The organism is Rhodococcus sp. PSi06, from assembly GCF_054960675.1.
In genome coordinates this window covers 86,784-104,929 of record NZ_JBHNYO010000019.1, presented here as the reverse complement: position 1 = coordinate 104,929, position 18,146 = coordinate 86,784, and the positions used below count along the sequence as shown (strand labels likewise).

20 protein-coding genes are annotated in these 18,146 nt (G+C 63.9%); 11 read left to right on the top strand and 9 right to left on the bottom strand.

The window, feature by feature from the left end:
- Positions 1-58: 58 nt before the first annotated feature.
- The 6 genes from ACFI9K_RS22495 to ACFI9K_RS22470 all read left to right on the top strand — a co-directional run bounded on the left by ACFI9K_RS22495 (position 59) and on the right by ACFI9K_RS22470 (position 8,234).
- Positions 59-1,525, top strand: coding sequence for a cell division protein PerM (locus ACFI9K_RS22495; protein WP_462665552.1), 1,467 nt, complete (start codon positions 59-61; stop codon positions 1,523-1,525).
- A 78-nt stretch (positions 1,526-1,603) separates the two neighbouring features.
- Positions 1,604-2,218: a phosphoribosylglycinamide formyltransferase gene (gene purN / locus ACFI9K_RS22490; protein ID WP_462665551.1), complete on the top strand. Its 615-nt coding sequence runs from the start codon at positions 1,604-1,606 to the stop codon at positions 2,216-2,218.
- Positions 2,215-3,765: a bifunctional phosphoribosylaminoimidazolecarboxamide formyltransferase/IMP cyclohydrolase gene (gene purH / locus ACFI9K_RS22485; protein ID WP_462665550.1), complete on the top strand. Its 1,551-nt coding sequence runs from the start codon at positions 2,215-2,217 to the stop codon at positions 3,763-3,765. The genes purN and purH overlap by 4 nt, the downstream gene beginning before the upstream one ends.
- 272 nt (positions 3,766-4,037) lie before the next feature.
- Positions 4,038-4,784, top strand: coding sequence for a hypothetical protein (locus ACFI9K_RS22480; RefSeq protein WP_462665549.1), 747 nt, complete (start codon positions 4,038-4,040; stop codon positions 4,782-4,784).
- Positions 4,785-4,902: 118 nt separating this feature from the next.
- Entirely contained in the window at positions 4,903-6,288 is a 1,386-nt protein-coding gene (locus ACFI9K_RS22475) for a sigma 54-interacting transcriptional regulator (protein ID WP_462665548.1), read from the top strand.
- Positions 6,288-8,234: a vWA domain-containing protein gene (locus tag ACFI9K_RS22470; protein WP_462665547.1), complete on the top strand. Its 1,947-nt coding sequence runs from the start codon at positions 6,288-6,290 to the stop codon at positions 8,232-8,234. Before ACFI9K_RS22475 ends, ACFI9K_RS22470 begins: the two co-directional genes overlap by 1 nt.
- Here the strand turns inward: ACFI9K_RS22470 and ACFI9K_RS22465 are convergent, their stop codons facing one another.
- The 7 genes from ACFI9K_RS22465 to rpmB form a co-directional block, all read right to left on the bottom strand.
- Complete coding sequence (locus tag ACFI9K_RS22465) at positions 8,235-8,804, bottom strand: DUF1707 SHOCT-like domain-containing protein (RefSeq protein WP_462665546.1); 570 nt, start codon at positions 8,802-8,804, stop codon at positions 8,235-8,237.
- Between the two features lie 25 nt (positions 8,805-8,829).
- Complete coding sequence (locus ACFI9K_RS22460; protein ID WP_462665545.1) at positions 8,830-9,294, bottom strand: hypothetical protein; 465 nt, start codon at positions 9,292-9,294, stop codon at positions 8,830-8,832.
- Between the two features lie 48 nt (positions 9,295-9,342).
- Entirely contained in the window at positions 9,343-10,269 is a 927-nt protein-coding gene (locus ACFI9K_RS22455) for an AEC family transporter (protein ID WP_462665544.1), read from the bottom strand.
- Between the two features lie 82 nt (positions 10,270-10,351).
- On the bottom strand, positions 10,352-10,606 hold the full coding sequence (gene rpsR / locus ACFI9K_RS22450; protein ID WP_008719028.1) for a 30S ribosomal protein S18: 255 nt from the start codon (positions 10,604-10,606) through the stop codon (positions 10,352-10,354).
- Between the two features lie 14 nt (positions 10,607-10,620).
- Positions 10,621-10,926 carry a 30S ribosomal protein S14 gene (gene rpsN / locus ACFI9K_RS22445; protein WP_222092353.1) on the bottom strand — a complete coding sequence of 102 codons (306 nt, stop codon included), beginning with the start codon at positions 10,924-10,926 and terminating at the stop codon, positions 10,621-10,623.
- 3 nt (positions 10,927-10,929) lie between these two features.
- Entirely contained in the window at positions 10,930-11,100 is a 171-nt protein-coding gene (gene rpmG / locus ACFI9K_RS22440; RefSeq protein ID WP_170944568.1) for a 50S ribosomal protein L33, read from the bottom strand.
- Positions 11,097-11,333 carry a 50S ribosomal protein L28 gene (rpmB, locus tag ACFI9K_RS22435; RefSeq protein WP_032404320.1) on the bottom strand — a complete coding sequence of 79 codons (237 nt, stop codon included), beginning with the start codon at positions 11,331-11,333 and terminating at the stop codon, positions 11,097-11,099. Before rpmB ends, rpmG begins: the two co-directional genes overlap by 4 nt.
- A gap of 137 nt (positions 11,334-11,470) precedes the next feature.
- Between rpmB and mrf the strand changes: the two genes are divergently transcribed.
- From mrf to ACFI9K_RS22415, 4 genes are all read left to right on the top strand, one after another.
- Positions 11,471-12,703, top strand: coding sequence for a ribosome hibernation factor-recruiting GTPase MRF (mrf, locus tag ACFI9K_RS22430; protein WP_462665558.1), 1,233 nt, complete (start codon positions 11,471-11,473; stop codon positions 12,701-12,703).
- A complete protein-coding gene (locus ACFI9K_RS22425; RefSeq protein ID WP_462665543.1) occupies positions 12,700-12,960 on the top strand; it encodes a type B 50S ribosomal protein L31 in 261 nt (86 codons plus the stop codon). The genes mrf and ACFI9K_RS22425 overlap by 4 nt, the downstream gene beginning before the upstream one ends.
- Before the next feature lie 3 nt (positions 12,961-12,963).
- Entirely contained in the window at positions 12,964-13,131 is a 168-nt protein-coding gene (rpmF, locus tag ACFI9K_RS22420; protein ID WP_462665542.1) for a 50S ribosomal protein L32, read from the top strand.
- Between the two features lie 78 nt (positions 13,132-13,209).
- Positions 13,210-14,274: a VIT1/CCC1 transporter family protein gene (locus ACFI9K_RS22415; RefSeq protein WP_462665541.1), complete on the top strand. Its 1,065-nt coding sequence runs from the start codon at positions 13,210-13,212 to the stop codon at positions 14,272-14,274.
- A gap of 304 nt (positions 14,275-14,578) precedes the next feature.
- On the opposite strand, the gene ACFI9K_RS22410 is transcribed toward ACFI9K_RS22415, so the two are convergent.
- A complete protein-coding gene (locus ACFI9K_RS22410) occupies positions 14,579-14,863 on the bottom strand; it encodes a hypothetical protein (RefSeq protein ID WP_462665540.1) in 285 nt (94 codons plus the stop codon).
- 438 nt (positions 14,864-15,301) lie between these two features.
- On the opposite strand from ACFI9K_RS22410, the gene ACFI9K_RS22405 reads away from it, so the two are divergent.
- Positions 15,302-17,020, top strand: a complete 1,719-nt coding sequence (locus ACFI9K_RS22405) for a metallophosphoesterase family protein (protein ID WP_462665539.1) — start codon at positions 15,302-15,304, stop codon at positions 17,018-17,020.
- Between the two features lie 64 nt (positions 17,021-17,084).
- On the opposite strand, the gene corA is transcribed toward ACFI9K_RS22405, so the two are convergent.
- Positions 17,085-18,101, bottom strand: coding sequence for a magnesium/cobalt transporter CorA (gene corA / locus ACFI9K_RS22400; RefSeq protein WP_462665538.1), 1,017 nt, complete (start codon positions 18,099-18,101; stop codon positions 17,085-17,087).
- Positions 18,102-18,146 lie beyond the last annotated feature (45 nt).

The following is an 18,146-nucleotide window of genomic DNA, read 5'->3' as shown; positions in this document are numbered from 1 at the left end:
ATCACCTTCGCGGCGCGCCTGACCGGCGCGCCGCGAAGTTGATGCGACTCTCGTTGCAATGAGCGATCTACTGAACCGAGACACTCGACGCGCGTCCGCGAGACCGGCCCGCGTCGGCACCGGACCGACCCCGGACCAGTCGCGCATGCTGGCCGCTGTGGCGTTCAAGACGTCCGGGCTGGTGGTGGTGATTGCCACCACCCTCGTTCTCATCACTCTCGTCTCGGTCAACAGCGATCTCACCGGAACACTCGGAGCGATCGCCGGCTCGTGGTTCGCCGTGCACCTGGTTCCGCTGAGTATCGGCGGTACGACCCTCGGCGTAGCGCCACTGTTGCCGACTGCGATCATCGGCTGGTCCGTCGCTCGCACCGTCCATCGCGCGGTGGACACGGACACCGAAACTCGCATGGTTCGGTGGGTATTCGCCGCATCGATGGCAGGTCCGCTCGCCATCACGGCCATCGCTCTGGCCGTAGCCAAGGACGCATCGACCGTCATCGGGCTGTCGAGCCCCAATGCCTTGGTGGCGTTCTCCTGGGTGGCCGGGGTACACGCGGCCGCGTCGGGAACGGGGTTGATTCTGGCGCGCTGGGATTCCCTGGTACTTCGACGCGGACTCCCTGATTGGGTGCGCGCCCTCGTCGCTCCGTTCGTGCGTGCACTCTCGGTCCTGCTCGCTGGCGGCGCGGCGGTGGTGTTGCTTGCTCTGCTCGCCTCGTGGGAGACCGCCGGTGCCCTGCTCGACGGCGGACGCGACGTCGTCGGAATGCTGGGTCTGACTGTGCTGTCGGTGCTCTATCTTCCCAACGTCCTGATCGGTGCACTTGCCGTGGCGACCGGGTCCACGGCCGGTTTCGGTGACGCATCGGTGAGTCTGTTCACGACGACGGGCGGGCCGCTTCCACCTCTCCCGATCTTGGCCGCTCTTCCCGAGGGCCCTGCCCAGACGATCTGGGTCGTCATGCTCGTCGTCCCGATCGGCGCGGGGCTGTTGCTCGGTCGTGACTGCGCTATCCGCAGCGCAGACATCCAGGTCGCGGTGTCCTCGGTGTGGGTCGTCGCCGCGGTAGCGGGAGCGTTCGCAGCCCTGTTCGGATACGCCGCAGGCGGCAATCTCGGCACCTTCGGCACCGTCGAGGTGACCGTCTGGAGCTTCGGACTGCTGACGTTCGCGTGGCTGGCCGTCGCCGGCACCATCTCCGCTGCCATCGTCGTGTGGCGTCGAGCAGAACCCGAGCCCGAACATGTCGAACCGGCCCCGGCTGTGGTGCCCGCCGCCGAGGTGGCGATCGAGACCGGTCCCGCTCAGCAGGAAGAAGAGCCCGCCGTCAAGGTCGTCGAGGCGGAGGTCGTAGGGCCACCGTCGGCCGAGCCTGCCCAGGAACCGGTCGCCGAATCCGCAGCCGATGACGATATCGACGAACCCCTGGACGCTGAGGTCGTCGCGCCACCGGGCGATGCCCCGCAGTCCGAGGGCGAGGCCGACGCGTCGAGCGCCGCAGAGGACGGACCTGCCCGGTAGGGCGTCGGGGTCCTGCGGCTAGGCTTTTGCTGGCTCGAACGATCCCCTCGATACCTCAGGAGTAGTGCGCTGACTGCCTTGCGTGAGACACCCGCGCGGGTCGTCGTCCTCGCGTCGGGGACCGGCTCGCTCCTGCAGTCGCTCGTCGACGCGACGGCGTCCGAGACCTATCCCGCGCGCATCGTGGCTGTGGGCGTCGATCGAGAGTGCGCCGCTGCTCGGCGTGCCGACGAGGCCGGGATCGAACACTTTCGCATCGGGCTGCGTGACTACGCCGATCGCGGCGAGTGGGACGTCGCCCTCACCGACGCCGTCCTGGGTCACGAGCCCGATTTGATCGTCACCGCGGGCTTCATGAAGATTCTCGGTGAGCGGTTTCTCGACGCCTTCGCCGGACGAATCGTCAACACCCACCCCGCCCTTCTGCCGTCGTTCCCGGGCGCGCATGCCGTTCGGGATGCACTCGACCACGGCGTCAAACTGTCCGGTTCGACGGTTCATCTCGTCGATTCCGGCGTCGATACCGGGCCGATCCTGGCGCAGGAAGCCGTTCCGGTTCTCGACGGCGACGACGAATCCGCGTTGCACGAACGCATCAAGACTGTCGAGCGACGATTACTGGTCGACGTGATCGCAGCCATGGTCACCACAGGTGTCACCTCCGATGGACGAAAGGCTCAGATAATCCGATGAGTGAACGTAAAGCAGTGCGGCGCGCACTGGTCAGCGTCTACGACAAGACCGGACTGATCGAACTGGCGACCGGCTTGCACGGCGCTGGAGTGGCACTGGTGTCCACCGGATCGACGGCGAGCAAGATCGCCGACGCCGGAATCCCGGTGACCAAGGTCGAGGACCTCACCGGATTCCCCGAGACCCTCGAGGGACGCGTCAAGACGCTGCATCCTCGGGTGCATGCCGGAGTGCTCGCCGATACTCGTAAGCCCGAACATCTTTCGCAGTTGGAAGAGCTGGGCATCGAGGCCTTCGAGCTCGTGGTGGTGAACCTGTATCCCTTCACCGAGACCGTCGCCAGTGGTGCGACGCCCGACGAATGCGTCGAGCAGATCGACATCGGCGGTCCCTCGATGGTCCGTGCGGCGGCCAAGAATCACCCGTCGGTCGCCGTGGTTGTCGACCCCAACGGTTACGAGGATGTCCTGACCGCCGTCGCCGGTGGTGGATTCACCCTCGCCGAGCGGACTTTGCTTGCAGCACAAGCCTTTCAGCACACCGCGGCCTATGACGTCGCGGTGGCGTCGTGGATGAGCAGTGTGCTGGTCGAGTCGGAGTCCTCGTTCCCCGAGTGGATCGGCGGAGCCTGGGAGCGCGCGGCCGTGCTGCGGTACGGCGAGAACCCGCACCAGGCTGCAGCGCTGTACGTCGATCCTGCCGGCACTGGCATCGCGCAGGCGGAGCAGCTGCACGGTAAAGAGATGTCGTACAACAACTTCACCGATTCCGACGCGGCGTGGCGGGCGGCTTTCGATCATGCCGAGCCCACCGTCGCAATCATCAAGCACGCCAACCCGTGTGGGATCGCCGTCGGCGCGGACATTGCCGAGGCGCACCGCAAGGCGCACGCCTGCGACCCGGTCAGTGCCTACGGTGGCGTCATCGCAGCCAACCGCGAGATCACCGTCGAGATGGCCGAACAGGTGGCCGAGATCTTCACCGAGGTCATCATTGCGCCGTCCTACGCCGACGGAGCCCTCGGAGTACTGCAGCGCAAGAAGAACATTCGCGTCCTGTTGGCGGAGGCGCCGCCCACCGCCGGCGTGGAGCTCAAGCCGATTTCCGGCGGCACACTGCTGCAGCAGCGCGACGTCCTCGACGCAGACGGCGATAATCCCGCCAACTGGACCCTCGCTGCCGGTGAACCCGCCGACGAGCAGACGTTGAAGGATCTCGAATTCGCCTGGCGCTCAGGACGAGCCGTCAAGTCGAACGCGATTCTACTGGCCCACGATGGTGCGTCGGTCGGCGTCGGAATGGGCCAGGTCAACCGCGTCGACGCTGCCCACCTCGCTGTCCAGCGGGCCGGGGACCGCGCGGCTGGTTCGGTCGCGTCCTCCGATGCCTTCTTCCCGTTTCCCGACGGCTTGCAGGTCTTGATGAACGCCGGCGTCAAAGCCGTTGTGCAGCCGGGTGGCTCGGTTCGCGACAACGAGGTGATCGCGGCCGCACAGGAGGCGGGCGTGACGCTGTACATGACCGGTTCGCGGCACTTCGCGCACTAGCAGCTGACGCCGAGCTCGCACTTATGCAGGCCTTTACCTCACTTTCGGCCGCATAACTGCGAACTCGGCGATCTGTGGATTACCAAATAGTTGTCCACAGATCGCATCGTGGGCCGTTTCGGGGGTCCCGCGCCTGCCATGGTTGACACATGGGGGTTCAGGGCGGGCCGTTTCGCGCATCGGTAGCGCTCCTATCCGGTGCCATCACCAGACACGAGTTGAGTACATCCTGCGTCAGAGTATTTCGCGATACCTACGTACGCAGAGGGGCGATGCTCGACGCACAGGCTCTGGCTTTCGCAGCATCGATGGCCGTCGGAGATGGTGCCGTGATTGCGGGGGTGTCCGCGGCAGCAGTGCACGGTGCTAAGTGGATCGACCCCAGTACTCGTCCGAGTGTCTTGGCGAACGGGAGATCACACCAGCTGCCCGGCCTGCGGATCCACCACGACGCGTTCGATTCCGACGACGTGATGTTCGCTCGGGGATTCGCTGTGTCCACCCCCGTGCGCGCTGCATTCGATATCGGACGCTGGGTTCCGCGGCCGCTGTCGGTGGTCATTCTCGACTCGTTACTTGCAGCCACCGGCGTCGACGTGGACGCCATACGTGCGTACGCCGTGGAGCGCCCGGGCACCCGGGGCATCCGGCATTTGTTCAGGGCACTCGATGTTGTCGATTACGGTTCCGAATCGCCTCGAGAGACGCGCACACGGCTCCTACTCATCGAGGCGGGATTGCCGAAGCCCGAGACGCAGATCGAGATTCGCGACAGTTCGGGCGAGTTTGTGGCGCGCATCGACTTGGGATGGCGTCGTTGGCGGGTGGGGGTGGAGTACGAAGGCGTTCACCATTGGCTCGACGAGCGTCAGCGGACCCGGGACATCGAGAGGTACGAGGATCTCGACCGAGCCGAGTGGCAGATCGTCCGCGTCAATTCCGAGCAGATGCGGCTGCGACCACACGACGTGGTGGCGCGGGTCAGAGCAAAACTCCGGGCCGCGGGAGCTCCGGTATAGCGATTTCGCACTTGTGCGGGCGATTTGTCCAGTTCGAGTGGCATAATTGCGAACTCGGCGGCAGCGCTGTTCGGAGTACTAGATGGCAGCAATTGCCAAACGCTCGTAGCGTGGAGAAGTGACCTCTACCAAACCTGGCATCTCCACTCTCGGCGAACTCAAGGCATCCGGACATCGGCAGCGGTCGATCAAGGAAGAGCTGCGCGAGAATCTTCTGAAGGCATTGCGCGACGGTGAGGATCCGTGGCCTGGGATCGTCGGATTCGGCTCCACTGTGTTGCCGCAGTTCGAGCGCGCGATTCTGGCCGGGCATGACGTGGTTCTGCTCGGCGAGCGTGGTCAGGGCAAGACGCGGCTGCTGCGCACCCTGAATTTGCTGCTCGACGAGTGGGTGCCGGTGATCGCCGGAGCCGAACTGGGCGAGCATCCGTACGAGCCCATCACTCCCGCCAGCATTCGTAGAACGAAGGAACTGGGCGACGACCTGCCGATCGAGTGGCGGCATCGTAGTGAGCGGTACGCCGAGAAGCTCGCGACGCCGGATACGTCGGTTGCCGATCTCGTGGGCGACGTCGATCCAGTGAAGGTTGCCGAGGGCCGTAGCTTGGGCGATCCGGAGACCATTCACTTCGGACTCGTTCCACGCAGCCATCGCGGCATCGTGGCCATCAACGAGCTCCCCGATCTCGCCGAGCGCATTCAGGTCTCGCTGCTCAACGTCATGGAGGAGCGCGACATCCAGGTTCGCGGCTATACGCTGCGTCTGCCGCTCGACGTCATGCTGGTGGCGAGCGCGAACCCTGAGGACTACACCAATCGCGGTCGCATCATCACCCCGCTCAAGGACCGTTTCGGTGCCGAGATCAGGACGCACTACCCCCTCGAGCTCGACGACGAGGTAGCCGTCATCGATCAGGAAGCAGATCTTCAGGCTGCCGTCCCGACGTATCTGCTCGAGGTATTGGCTCGATTCACTCGGCTGCTACGTGATTCGCCGTCGGTGGATCAGCGCTCCGGCGTCTCCGCTCGATTCGCGATCGCAGCCGCCGAGACCATCGCAGCGGCAGCCGTTCACCGGGCCGCGATACTCGGCGAGGCCGAGCCCGTGGCGCGCCCGGTCGATCTCGGCACCATCATCGAGGTGCTGCGCGGCAAGGTCGAATTCGAGTCCGGTGAAGAGGGCCGCGAGATCGAGGTGCTCGAGCACATGCTGCGCCGCGCGACCGCGGATACCGTCCGGGCGCATCTGGGCGGCATCAACCTGGCGGCTCTGGTCACGGCAGTCGAGACCGGCGAGCCCATCGTCACCGGCGACCGCATCACGGCAAAGGCTCTGCTCGACGAGCTGCCCGACGTCGAGGTCATCGGCGACATCCACGAGCGGCTCAGCGCCACCTCGGACGGCGAGAAGGCAGCCGCTGTCGAACTCGCACTCGAAGGTCTCTACCTCGCGCGCCGGATCTCGAAAGACCCCGACGACGACGGCCAGACGGTGTACAGCTGATGCGTCGGTCGAGATACGGGCGGTACCACGACGGGCCGGATCCCCTTGCGCCACCGGTGGATCTGCGCGAAGCGCTCGACGCCATCGGCGAGGACGTGCTCGAGGGTGCCTCGCCGCGGCGGGCATTGCAGGAGATGTTGCGCCGTGGGACGAAGAACATGCGCGGGCTCGACGACCTAGCTGCTCAGGCGGCCAAGCGTCGCCGAGATCTGTTGAAGAAGAACAACCTCGACGGCACGCTCGAGGAGGTCCGCGAGCTGTTGGACAAGGCGGTGCTCGAGGAGCGCAAGGCGTTGGCGCGTGCCCTCGACGACGATGCGCGGTTCCAGGAGATGCAGATCGGTGATCTCTCGCCGTCCACTGCTCAAGCGGTGCAAGAGCTTTCGGATTACGACTGGCGCTCGTCGGAGGGGCGCGAGAACTACGAGAAGATCAAGGACCTGCTCGGACGCGAGATGCTGGACCAGCGTTTCGCGGGCATGAAGCAGGCTCTCGAAGGTGCTACCGACGAGGACCGTCAGGCCATCAGCGAGATGCTGAAGGACCTCAACGAACTGCTCGACGCGCACAACAAGGGCGAGGACACCGACGAGCAGTTCGACGAGTTCATGAACAAGCACGGTCAGCATTTCCCGGAAAATCCGAAGAATGTCGACGAGTTGCTCGATTCACTGGCGGAGAGAGCTGCGGCTGCGCAGCGCCTACGTAACTCGCTGTCGCCCGAGCAGCGAGCCGAGTTGGATGCTCTGGCGCAACAGGCCTTCGGTGACTCGAGCTTGTTGCAGCAACTGGATCAGCTGGATCAGAACCTGCAACAGGCCCGACCCGGTGAGGACTGGGACGGTTCGCAGAACTTCCGCGGCGAGAACGGTATGGGTCTGGGCGACGGCACCGGAGCCCTTCAGGACATCGCCGATCTGGAGAATCTGGGAAATCAGCTCTCCCAGCAGTACAACGGTGCGGCGTTGGACGACATCGATGCCGACGCGTTGTTGAAGCAACTCGGGCCCGAGGCTGCGGCCGATGCGCGGATGCTGTCGGAGCTGGAAAAGGCGCTGCAGCAACAGGGTTTCATGGACAAGGGCGCCGATGGTCAATGGCGACTGTCGCCCAAGGCCATGCGGCAGCTGGGGCAGTCGGCGCTGAAGGATGTTGCGGGAAAGCTGTCTCGACGCGGCGGCGAGCGCGATACCCGCAAGGCCGGCGCGATGGGCGAGCCGACGGGCGCGTCACGAATCTGGGAGTTCGGCGATACCGAGCCGTGGGACGTCACGCGTACGGTCAACAATGCGGTATTACGCTCGGCAGCAACAGGATCGGGCTTTCCGGTGCAGTTGCAGGTGACCGATGTGGAGATCAGCGAGACCGAGACTCGGACGCAGGCCGCAGTGGCACTGTTGGTCGATACGTCGTTCTCGATGGTGATGGACGGGCGCTGGGTGCCGATGAAGCGCACGGCACTGGCTCTCAATCATCTGGTGAGCACTCGGTTCCGCGGCGACGATCTGCAGTTGATCGGATTCGGGCGGCACGCGCAGACATTGACGGCGTCGGAGCTGGCGGGGTTGGACGGTGCCTACGACCAAGGCACCAATCTGCACCACGCACTGATGCTGGCGGTTCGTCATCTGCGCCGTCATCCCAACGCCCAGCCGGTGGTCTTGATCGTCACCGATGGTGAGCCGACAGCTCATCTGGAGCCGGACGGGCACGCGTATTTCGATTACCCGCCGTCGTCGAAGACGTTGGGTTTGACGGTGCGTGAGCTCGATACCGTCGCCAAACTCGGTGCGCAGGTGACGATCTTCCGGCTCGGCGACGATCCCGGTTTGGCCAGAGTGGTCGACAAGATGGCCGAGCGAGTGGGTGGACGTGTCATTGCGCCGGATCTGGACGGGCTGGGTGCAGCGGTGGTGAGTGACTACCTCAAGCGTCGGCGGTCGTAGTCACTTCGCCGCTTTGATGTCCACCGAGACTCCGCCCCAGAACGCGAAGCCGGTGATGATCACGCGCGGCGCGCCGGGGTGGTCTGCACCGACGTGCTCGAAACCGCCCATGATGCCCATTCCGCGTACTTCGACGCTCACGCCGGGCGGCACGGTGACTTCGATGCCGCCCATGATGGCCACGCAGTTGATGGTGGTCTCTGCTGCGGAGAACGAGGCCCGTCGGAGGTCGAGTTCGACGCCGCCCCAGAATGCGACGGCGTCGATGCGGGCGGCGGCGGTCCACTGTCCTTTGCGGACTGCACCACTCATGATGGCGATCACGCGGTCGTTGGCGGGGCCACCGGACGGTGCGGATGCGGGAGGCGGAGACAACGCCAAGTCGCCGGTCAACACATCCAGTTCGCCGTAGGTCTTGGCCTGGTACACCGCGGCGGTGCGTTCGTCGTATTCGGTCACGGTGAGTTGGCCGTTCGCGAAAGCATCGCTGAGCAACTGCGCGACGAGGTTCCGGTCTGCGTCGGCGGCCCGTACTTTGCTTCGATCTCGGTCGGGAAGATGATCGCTCACCGTTCGGACCATACCTGCGTCGCGGTCAGGCCGCATTCAGGATGGTGCGGTTACCGAGAGGCGATGCGAGAGTCATCTGCATGGTGGCGTAGACGGCCACCATGATGCAGGACTTGTGGGCGGCGTCGGGTCTGGTGCCGGTTCGCAGCTCGACGGTGACAGTGGAGTCGGTCTCGGTCACGGTGGCGTCGGCGCCGTAGCACTCCGGAGTTCCGGTCACGAAGTGGATGGCGATGGTGTTGGGGGAGACCTGGCTCCACGACTCGAATGGAGTGGTGGTGGCGCGGATCAGATCGGGGGTCGGCTCGAACATGGTGCCGACGTCGCCGACGGGAACCTCGTGGGGCACTGGAGGGGCGCTCGGCTGCTGGATGTGGCCGACGGGTGTGGTGGAACCGACCGTGGGCATTGCGTCCTCGTCGCCACCGGAAGCCGTACTGCAGCCAGCCAGCAGCAGGCACACCATGACACCTGCAGCGAGAAACCTCATGTTTCCAAAGTAGCGCCGAGAGCTGAGGAGAACCTTTGCGTGTCGGTCTCAGGCGAGAAAGACCGTCACGAGCGCGATGACGGGAATCGACACCAGGGTGGTGACGAACGCAGTGTCGCGGGCAAGTACCACTCCGCGCTGGTAGCGGCTGGCGAAGACGAACACGTTCTGCGCGGTGGGCAGCGCCGATACGACCACGATGGCGAACAGATCATGACCGTCCAGACCGAAGAGGAAACGGGCCATGAGGTAGCCGAGGACCGGCTGCAACCCCATCTTGAACACCGTCGCCAGGGCGACGTCCCGTCGCGGGCTGATGCCTTTCTGCAGTACCCGCGCGCCGTAGAGAGACAGCCCGAACGCGAGCAGTGCACCTGGAACGGACAGGTTGCCGACGAGTTGGAACGGCTGCATGAGCGCCTCGGGGAGCTCGAATTCTGTGATCGACAGGACGAGCCCTGCTGCTCCGGCCAGCACGATCGGGTTTCGGAACGGCGTCGTGACCGTCTTGAAGAGCGAGACCTGGTCGATCTTGGTGGAGATGTCGAGGATGGTCACCGCGATCGGGGTGTAGATCATGATCTGAAACAGGAGCAGGGGTGCGACGAAGTTGGCGTCGCCCAGTACGAACACGGCGATCGGGATGCCCAGGTTCGCGGAGTTGACGTACGAGCTGGCCAGGGCTCCGATGGTCGCGTCGGGCACCTCTCGGCGCAAGATCAGCTTGGCGATGACGAAATAGATCGCCCCGATCAGCAGCGCCGTGGCACCGGCGACCGCCAGCGTCGGCGACAGAATCACCGACAGGTCGGACCGGGCCAATGTGACGAACAACAGTGCAGGCGTCGCCACGAAGAACACCAGTCGGCTCAGGACGAACTGGCCGTGCTCGCCGAGAACTTTCAGGTGAGCGAGCAGATAGCCCAGAGCGATGACGACGAAGATGACGGTGAAGCCTTCGAGAACGCCGGACATCGTCGAAGTGCTCTTTTCTTGCTAGGAACGACAGAAAGGCCGCGCAGCCCTGAGGGCTACGCGGCCTTTCTCGAAAGCTGATTCAGCGGCTGGTGAACGGCAGCAATGCCATTTCACGAGCGTTCTTCACTGCAACAGCGACCTGGCGCTGCTGCTGCGGGGTGAGCCCGGTGACCCGACGGCTACGGATCTTGCCGCGGTCGGAAATGAACTGACGAAGAAGGTTGATGTCCTTGTAGTCCACCGTGGTGACCTTGGCGGCGTTCAACGGGTTCTTCTTCGGTCGACGACCCGCCTCTGCGCGGACCTTCTTCGACGGTGCTCTCTTGACTGCCATCTCTACCTTTTCCCTTACCAGCTCGACTTGTGGACGCCTGGCAGCTCCCCACGGTGAGCCATCTCGCGCATCTTCACGCGGGACAGCCCGAATTTCCGTAGATAACCGCGCGGACGTCCATCCGCAGCGTCACGATTGCGTAATCGTACCGGACTCGAATCGCGTGGCAGACGCTGCAGTGCCGCCTGGGCCTCTGCGCGCTCGGAATCGCTGCTCGAGGGCTTGCGAATGATCTCCTTGAGCTCTGCCCGACGCGTTGCCCAGCGGGCGACGATGACCTTGCGCTGCTCGTTCTTCTCGATCTTGGACTTCTTCGCCATCGGTCAGCGCTCCTCTCGGAAATCGACGTGTTTGCGGACGACGGGGTCGTACTTCTTCATGACCAGTCGATCCGGATCGTTGCGACGGTTCTTACGCGTGACGTAGGTGTAGCCGGTACCCGCGGTGGATTTGAGTTTGACGATCGGGCGGACGTCGGTGCTCTTGCCCATCAGATCTTCTCCCCACGTGCGCGGATCTTGGCCACCACGGCGTCGATGCCGTCGCGGTCGATGGTCTTGATGCCCTTGGCCGACAGCGTGAGGGTGACGCGTCGGCCGAGGCTCGGCGCGTAGTAGGTCTTGCGCTGGATATTGGGGTCCCACCTGCGGCTCGTGCGCACGTGGGAGTGCGAGACGGATTTTCCGAAGCCGGGGGTGCGGCCGGTGACTTGGCAGTGCGCTGACATGAGCACTCCTTTCTTGCCGTTATGACAATCGTTTTCGACAAAGCGTTCCGTCGAATGTAGCGTGCATCCTCAGAGAATGACAATCGTTGTCGACAGGGAAGGTGCTCGTGAACAACTCACCGGACGATCGAACCCCGATGGTCCTCGTCTCCGGCTGGACCGGAGCCATGGACGCGGTCGTGACATCGCTGCTCGCGCCCGGGACCGTCGCAGTACGCCATGACCTGTGCCGCGTCACCGAAGGCGTCGTGCGCCGCACGCTGTACGTCGTGGGGGAGAACCCGCGCGAGACGATCTTGGAACTGGCGCACGGCTGTGTCTCGTGCACGCTCCGCGAGGATCTGTTGCCGCTGCTGCGGGCACTGTCGACGCGCAGCAACGTCGACCGCATCGTGCTTGTCCTCGACCCAGCGCTCGAGCCCGAGGCATTGTGCTGGGCCATCGAGAACGTCGTCGTGTCAGGGATCGTCGGGCAGATCGACGGCCCCGCATCGCGAGACGTCCGCATCGACGCCGTGATCGGCTGCCTCGACGCCGCAACCTGGCTGGCCGACGCCACCGGCGACGACACCTTGGCCGACCGTGGCATCGTCGCCAGCGGAGACGACGATCGAACCGTCGCGCAGTTGGTCGTCGGGCAGGTCGATTACGCCGACGCGCTTGTGGTCACCGCAGGGCCCGAGGTCGACGCCTGGGAACGAGCCCGCCTTGCCGCGGTTCTCGCGCGAATGGCACCCGGCGCACCTGTGATGTGGGTGTCGCAGGACTCGATGGTCGACGGCCCAGCACTCCTGGCGTCCGTTCCCTTCGATGCCCGGCGTGGTGAGATCACCGACGCCCATTCACCGCTGCTGCGCGGCCAGCCGCCCTTGACCGTCGACTGTGGCGTCGCACTCGTCGAATTCACCGCGACGCGGCCGTTTCATCCCGAACGCCTGCACGAGGCCATCGACGTATTGCTCGACGGCGTCGTCACCGCCCGCGGACGGGCCTGGGTTGCCACGCAGCCCGACGAAGCGCTGTGGATCGAATCGGCAGGCGGCGGGCTGCGGGTAGCGAGCGCCGGAAAGTGGCTCGTTGCAATGACTCCGGTGGAACAGGAGCGCATCGATACCACCCGACGAGCCATGGCTGCCCTCCGGTGGGACGAGCAGTTCGGCGATCGAGACACCTCGTTGGTGATCTTGGTGCACGCCGCGGACCCCACCGAGATCGATCGAACTCTGCAGTGGGCGTTGGTGTCCGACGACGAGATGGCCGACCGCGCCCAGTGGTCCACCTGGACCGACCCGTTCGGCCAATGGCACGAAGACCCCTGCGAGAGCAGCGAATCCCCGTACGCAGATCAGTCACGAGAGGCAACAGAATGAAACCAGGCATCCACCCCGACTACCACCCGGTGGTGTTCCAGGACTCGAGCACCGGAAACAAGTTCCTCACTCGATCCACCGTCACCTCGGCCCGCGAGACCGAGTGGGAAGACGGCAATACCTACCCGCTGATCGTCGTCGACGTCTCGTCCGAATCGCACCCCTTCTGGACCGGAGCTACGCGCGTCATGGACACCCAGGGACGCGTCGAGAAGTTCGAGAAGCGCTACGGCCGTCGAAGCCGAAAGGACGTCTGAGCCATGGCTGTTCCGAAGAGAAAGATGTCGCGTTCCAATACGCGTAGCCGGCGGGCGCAGTGGAAGGCTGCTGCCCCGGACCTGGTGACGGTGCGTTTTCAGGGCCGAGAGTTCAGAGTGCCGCGGAGGTTGGTCAAGGCGGTGCAGACCGGGGTGTACGACCCCAGCTGACCACCGTCTTGGTGCGCGTTGTGAGTAGATCCAGCTACGCACAACGCGCCCAAGTGCCGAGGCCGGTACGTTTGCTCGATGAGCCGAACGGCACCGTCGTCGAAGGACGTCAAGAGATGGCGGCAATACCTCGCCGACGAGCGAGCCGAGGCCGCTGTCTACCGCGATCTGGCGGGCAGGCGAACCGGCGAGGAGCGCGAGATATTGCTCGCGCTCGCCGACGCCGAAGGTCGCCACGAGCAGCACTGGCGAAACCTGCTGGGTGAACGCGTCGGGATGCCGCTCAGGGGTGATATCCGCACTCGAATTCTCGGTGTGCTGGCGCGTCGCTTCGGTTCGGTGTTCGTGCTGGCCCTCGCTCAACGCGCCGAGACCCGCTCGCCGTACGCCACCGACGCGGACGCAACGGACGCCATGACGGCCGACGAGCAGATCCACGCCGAGGTGATCAGAGCGCTCGCGGCGCGCGGTCGCAATCGGCTGTCCGGCACCTTTCGAGCTGCAGTGTTCGGTGCCAACGACGGGCTGGTGAGCAATCTGGCCCTGGTGCTCGGCATCAGCGGCTCCGGAGTGTCCAACCACATCGTGTTGGTCACCGGACTCGCAGGATTGCTCGCCGGTGCGCTGTCGATGGGTGCGGGCGAATACGTTTCGGTGCGCTCGCAACGCGAACTGCTCGAGGCGTCGTCCCCGGACAGCGCCGCCAGTGAGGCCGTCCAGTATCTCGATGTGGACGCCAATGAACTGGCGCTGGTGTATCGGGCCCGGGGAATGACCCACGAGGAGGCCGACGCCAAAGCGGCGGAAGTGTTGCGGCTGTTGCCCACCGAAGTGGAGACAGCCTCCGACATCGACGAGCACGAATCCATCGGCACCGGCTTGGGTGCTGCCGGAGCGAGCTTCTGCTTCTTCGCCTCGGGTGCCGTCATCCCGGTGCTGCCGTACCTGTTCGGTCTCGAAGGATTTGTCGCGCTTATTGTTGCGGCCATTCTCGTCGGGCTGGCGCTGATCTGCACCGGTCTGGTGGTGGGTCTGCTCAGTGGTGGACCGCCCGTCAAACGCGCACTGCGTCAACTGGCCATCGGCTACGGCGCGGCGGGGGCGACCTATCTGCTGGGACTCGCATTCGGTGGGGGAGTGTAGGTCGCGGCATGCTGGGCAGGTCTGCACGCTAGTGGGCCTGATCGACGGGATCCCGCCAGACCGTGGCGGTTCCGTGCACTCTGTCCCGCTCTCACTTCATCCCGCGCATGGTGTCGAGGCAACCATTAATCGATGGGAACGGGCTCGGCCTTGTGCACATCGGGCACGAGCTGCGGCGGATCCTCGACGTCGAAGGGACCTGAGTGCGTCTCGGACCGCAGGGGTGAACGACGAAAGACGCGCACCGAGATCTATCTCGATGCGCGTCTTGTTAAAGATCACGTGCGGGAGAATGTTCTCTCGACTAGCACGAGAACGTGACTATCACGTTGTAACGGTCGATCGGCGCGAAATAAACCGTACGCCATGCAGTTGCTTCGCGATCTTCGTCGTCGCATCCATTAATCGGGTCTTCAAGCTTGACGAGCAAGACGTTACCGGTCCCTTTGACCACTGCGCGGACGTCGGAGATGGAATTGCCCTTGATGTCATCATCGAAATCGGGCAAATCGGCGGCCTGCGCCAGCGGGGCAAATCCGATCGCACACGCAATGGACAGCGTGGCAACGGCCAACGACTTCTTCAACATGACTTCTCCTTGGTTCTGATCTGTTGGCTTCTGCCGACTGGATGCGGCCGTAGGACCGCCCCAATCTTGGGAGGCGTATAACTCACGTCGAACTTCAGCCAACGGACGCTGACCACAAGTTTCGTGCTCAGACTAGCAGTGCGGGGGTGTTCTGGCGCGCCAGTCGTCGACCGAGTTGGCGCGCCACGTGTCGCGTATGTCTGTTTGAGCTGAAAAGGACGCCGATGTACGGCGGATAGCTTGTGCATTGGTCCATCTTTCCTATTTCATTGCATCGATCCGTGGTCCCGGAGCGACTGGCCCGTGTCGACCCTCCGAGTACTCGTCCGACGGGATTGTCCCCGTTCGTCCCGTTGTGCATCGGTGTTCGCCATTTGTTCATCTGTAGTGCTCCGTTCCGTTCAGCGTCCGAAGGGGCTTCACGGTCACCATCGATTCATGACGCTCAATCCCGCAGGCGAGACCGTCGCGACCGGAATCCCGGGCACACTCGCCGAGAACATGACCATGGCCGAGCAGCACGATTGGCATCGGTCGTTTCTGCGGCGGCACCCGGTCAGCCGACGCAACTTTCTGGTCGGAGCGGCCGCGACGGCTGCCGCGGTAGGCGTCGGAAACTCGGTCTTCGCGCGCACTGCTTATGCGCAGGACGCTCCGTTGGCCGTGGCAGGGCGACACATGGGATTCGGAAACGATCCGGCGACGCAGTTGCGGTTCTCCGCTCAACTCTCGCGTAATCCCGGCATCACCGGGGTCTTCCTCGATCACGGCCCGACACCTGCACTGGGCGCGACGACGTCCGCGGAGGTGCGCAATCTGATCAGTCAGGTGCCACAGACCGACGGCGGAATTCTCTCGGCCGAGCAGTACTACGTGCACGTGCCCGTCGACAATCTGACGCCCAAGCTGCCGCACTACTATCGTTGGCGCACGGCAGACGGATTCGTCAGCGATATTCGCAGCGCATCTCCCGCACTGCCGTCCGGACGCATCGCTCCGTTCCGCTTCACCATGATGGGCGATCAGGGCGTCGACGAAACCCCCTCGCAACCGGAGGGTTTGGTAGCCGGAGACTACGACGATCTGTACTACAAGGCGGACAACGAACCGTCGGTCAAGCACGCCCGGAACATCAACCGGGCAATCGAGGCTTCACGCCCCGATTTCCATATCCTCGCCGGCGACATCGCGTACGCGGATCCATCAGGTGCAGGCCTGCCACCGCAGTTCGCCAAGCATGGTCAGACGCCGCCGAAGGGCTTCGACAAGTTCAACCCCTTCGTCTGGGACGGCTACTTCCAGGCGATAGAGGCCAGCGCATCCACTGCTCCGTGGTTGTTCGCCACCGGTAATCACGACATGGAAGCGCTGTACAGCCCCAACGGCTACGGTGGCCACGCGGCGCGACTCGATCAGCCGACCACCGGACCGAAGGGGTGCCCGTCGGCCTACTCGTTCGTCTACGGCAACACCGCAGTTCTCTCGCTCGACGCGAACGACGTGAGTTACGAGATCAAGGCCAATACCGGTTACAGCGGGGGAGCCCAGAACACCTGGGTGGAGCAGACTCTCGCGAAATACCGCGCCGATCCGAACATCGACTTCATCGTCTGCTTCTTCCATCACTGCGCGTACTCGACCACGTCGACACACGCGAGTGACGGCGGCGTGCGCGACGCCTGGGTGTCATTGTTCGACAAGTACGAGGTCGATGTGGTGCTTCAGGCGCACAATCACGTCTTCGAGAGGACCGACCCCATCCGCGGCAATCGTCCGACGCGGGTGGCCGGCGACAACGCGACGGTGTGCGGAAAGACCGACGGCACGGTGTATTACACCGTCGGCGGTGGCGGCCGTCCCAGATACACGTTCCAGGACGGCGAGGGCGTCAGCTACCGCGGCCACGAACTTCCCGACACGGCTGTTCCGAACAGCTACGTGTGGGCACAAGACGGCACCAAGTCTGCCGAGTCCACCACCTGGTCACGGGTTCGATTCCTCAACTACTCGTTCGTCAGAGTCGATGTGGTGCCGGGCATTCCGGGCATCAAGGCCAGCACGATGACCATCGGTGCCATCGACGAATACGGTAACGAGTTCGATCGTCTGACCTTCGAGCGAAAGATCCCCGTCGGCCCGATCTTCGGTTCTTCCTGAGTGCCCAGGTGAGTGGAACTTCGACCAGTGCTACGAATTCCCACTCACCTGTGGCGAACCCGCTCTAGAGCCATTTCTGCCGTTTGAACACCACGTACAGTGCGCTGGAACAGATCACCATGGCGATCAGGGCAAGCGGATAGCCCAGGTGCCACTTCAGTTCTGGCATGTCCTCGAAGTTCATGCCGTAGATCGCGGCGATCAGGGAAGGCGCGAAAAGTATTGCACCCCATGACGAAATACGCTTGACCTGTTCGTTCTGTTCCAGGCTGACCTGGGTCATGTTGCGCATCTCTTCGTTCTGCTGCTGCGCCACCATGGTGGAGTGCACGGTCATCGCATTCTGCAGGTTGGACCGGAACGCCTCGATACGGTCGGAGATGCGGATCGCGTGGTCCAGCACGTCGCGGAGGTTGCGCTGCAATTCGACGTCGACGTGATATTTGTCCGATCCGCGCTTGAGCGATTCGATCATCTCTACCAGAGGCTTTGCAGCACGATCGAATTCGGATACTTCGCGCAAGAGTGAGTAGATCCGACGCGACACTTTCGGATCGCCGGTGAACAGTTGATCCTCGATCTCGTCGATGTCGGTCTGCAAGCCCTTCATGACGGGGACGTACTCGTCGACCACCTGGTCGAGGATGCCGTACAGGATCGCTTCTGGCCCGAGTGCGAGCAATTCGGGCGATTCCTCGAGTCGGTGCCGCACCTTCCCGAGTTCGGGCGATTCGGCGTGGCGAATGGTGACGACGAAATCCTTGCCGAGAAAAATGTGCAATTCACCGAATTCGACCTTTTCGGTCTCGTCGATGTATCTGGCGGGGCGCAGTACGACGAAGAGCTGTTCGGCATACCGTTCGAGTTTGGGCCGTTGGTGGGCTGCGATGGCGTCCTCGACGGCCAGTCGATGCAAGCCGAATTCGGTTGCCACAGCATTGATCTCACTGAGCTCGGGTCGATACAGTCCGATCCAGGCCATTCCGTGGCGATCGCGCATGCACTCGAACGTGATATCGAGGCTTTCGGGGTTTGCGGTTCGCTTTCCCTCGACGTAAACGGCGTTGTCGACGATCGGCACTTCGGGTCACCTCGGTTCGAGAAAGAACTGTGCCGGACGGCACCC

Coding starts and splice junctions, on each gene's coding strand:
- ACFI9K_RS22460 (WP_462665545.1), bottom strand. CDS start 9,294: ATGAGGTTTCTCGCTGCAGGTGTCATGGTGTGCCTGCTGCTGGCTGGC.
- ACFI9K_RS22480 (WP_462665549.1), top strand. CDS start 4,038: ATGCTCGACGCACAGGCTCTGGCTTTCGCAGCATCGATGGCCGTCGGA.
- rpmF (WP_462665542.1), top strand. CDS start 12,964: ATGGCTGTTCCGAAGAGAAAGATGTCGCGTTCCAATACGCGTAGCCGG.
- ACFI9K_RS22455 (WP_462665544.1), bottom strand. CDS start 10,269: ATGTCCGGCGTTCTCGAAGGCTTCACCGTCATCTTCGTCGTCATCGCT.
- ACFI9K_RS22425 (WP_462665543.1), top strand. CDS start 12,700: ATGAAACCAGGCATCCACCCCGACTACCACCCGGTGGTGTTCCAGGAC.
- ACFI9K_RS22405 (WP_462665539.1), top strand. CDS start 15,302: ATGACGCTCAATCCCGCAGGCGAGACCGTCGCGACCGGAATCCCGGGC.
- rpmB (WP_032404320.1), bottom strand. CDS start 11,333: ATGTCAGCGCACTGCCAAGTCACCGGCCGCACCCCCGGCTTCGGAAAA.
- ACFI9K_RS22410 (WP_462665540.1), bottom strand. CDS start 14,863: ATGTTGAAGAAGTCGTTGGCCGTTGCCACGCTGTCCATTGCGTGTGCG.
- rpsR (WP_008719028.1), bottom strand. CDS start 10,606: ATGGCAGTCAAGAGAGCACCGTCGAAGAAGGTCCGCGCAGAGGCGGGT.
- ACFI9K_RS22415 (WP_462665541.1), top strand. CDS start 13,210: ATGAGCCGAACGGCACCGTCGTCGAAGGACGTCAAGAGATGGCGGCAA.
- purH (WP_462665550.1), top strand. CDS start 2,215: ATGAGTGAACGTAAAGCAGTGCGGCGCGCACTGGTCAGCGTCTACGAC.
- mrf (WP_462665558.1), top strand. CDS start 11,471: ATGGTCCTCGTCTCCGGCTGGACCGGAGCCATGGACGCGGTCGTGACA.
- rpsN (WP_222092353.1), bottom strand. CDS start 10,926: ATGGCGAAGAAGTCCAAGATCGAGAAGAACGAGCAGCGCAAGGTCATC.
- ACFI9K_RS22470 (WP_462665547.1), top strand. CDS start 6,288: ATGCGTCGGTCGAGATACGGGCGGTACCACGACGGGCCGGATCCCCTT.
- ACFI9K_RS22495 (WP_462665552.1), top strand. CDS start 59: ATGAGCGATCTACTGAACCGAGACACTCGACGCGCGTCCGCGAGACCG.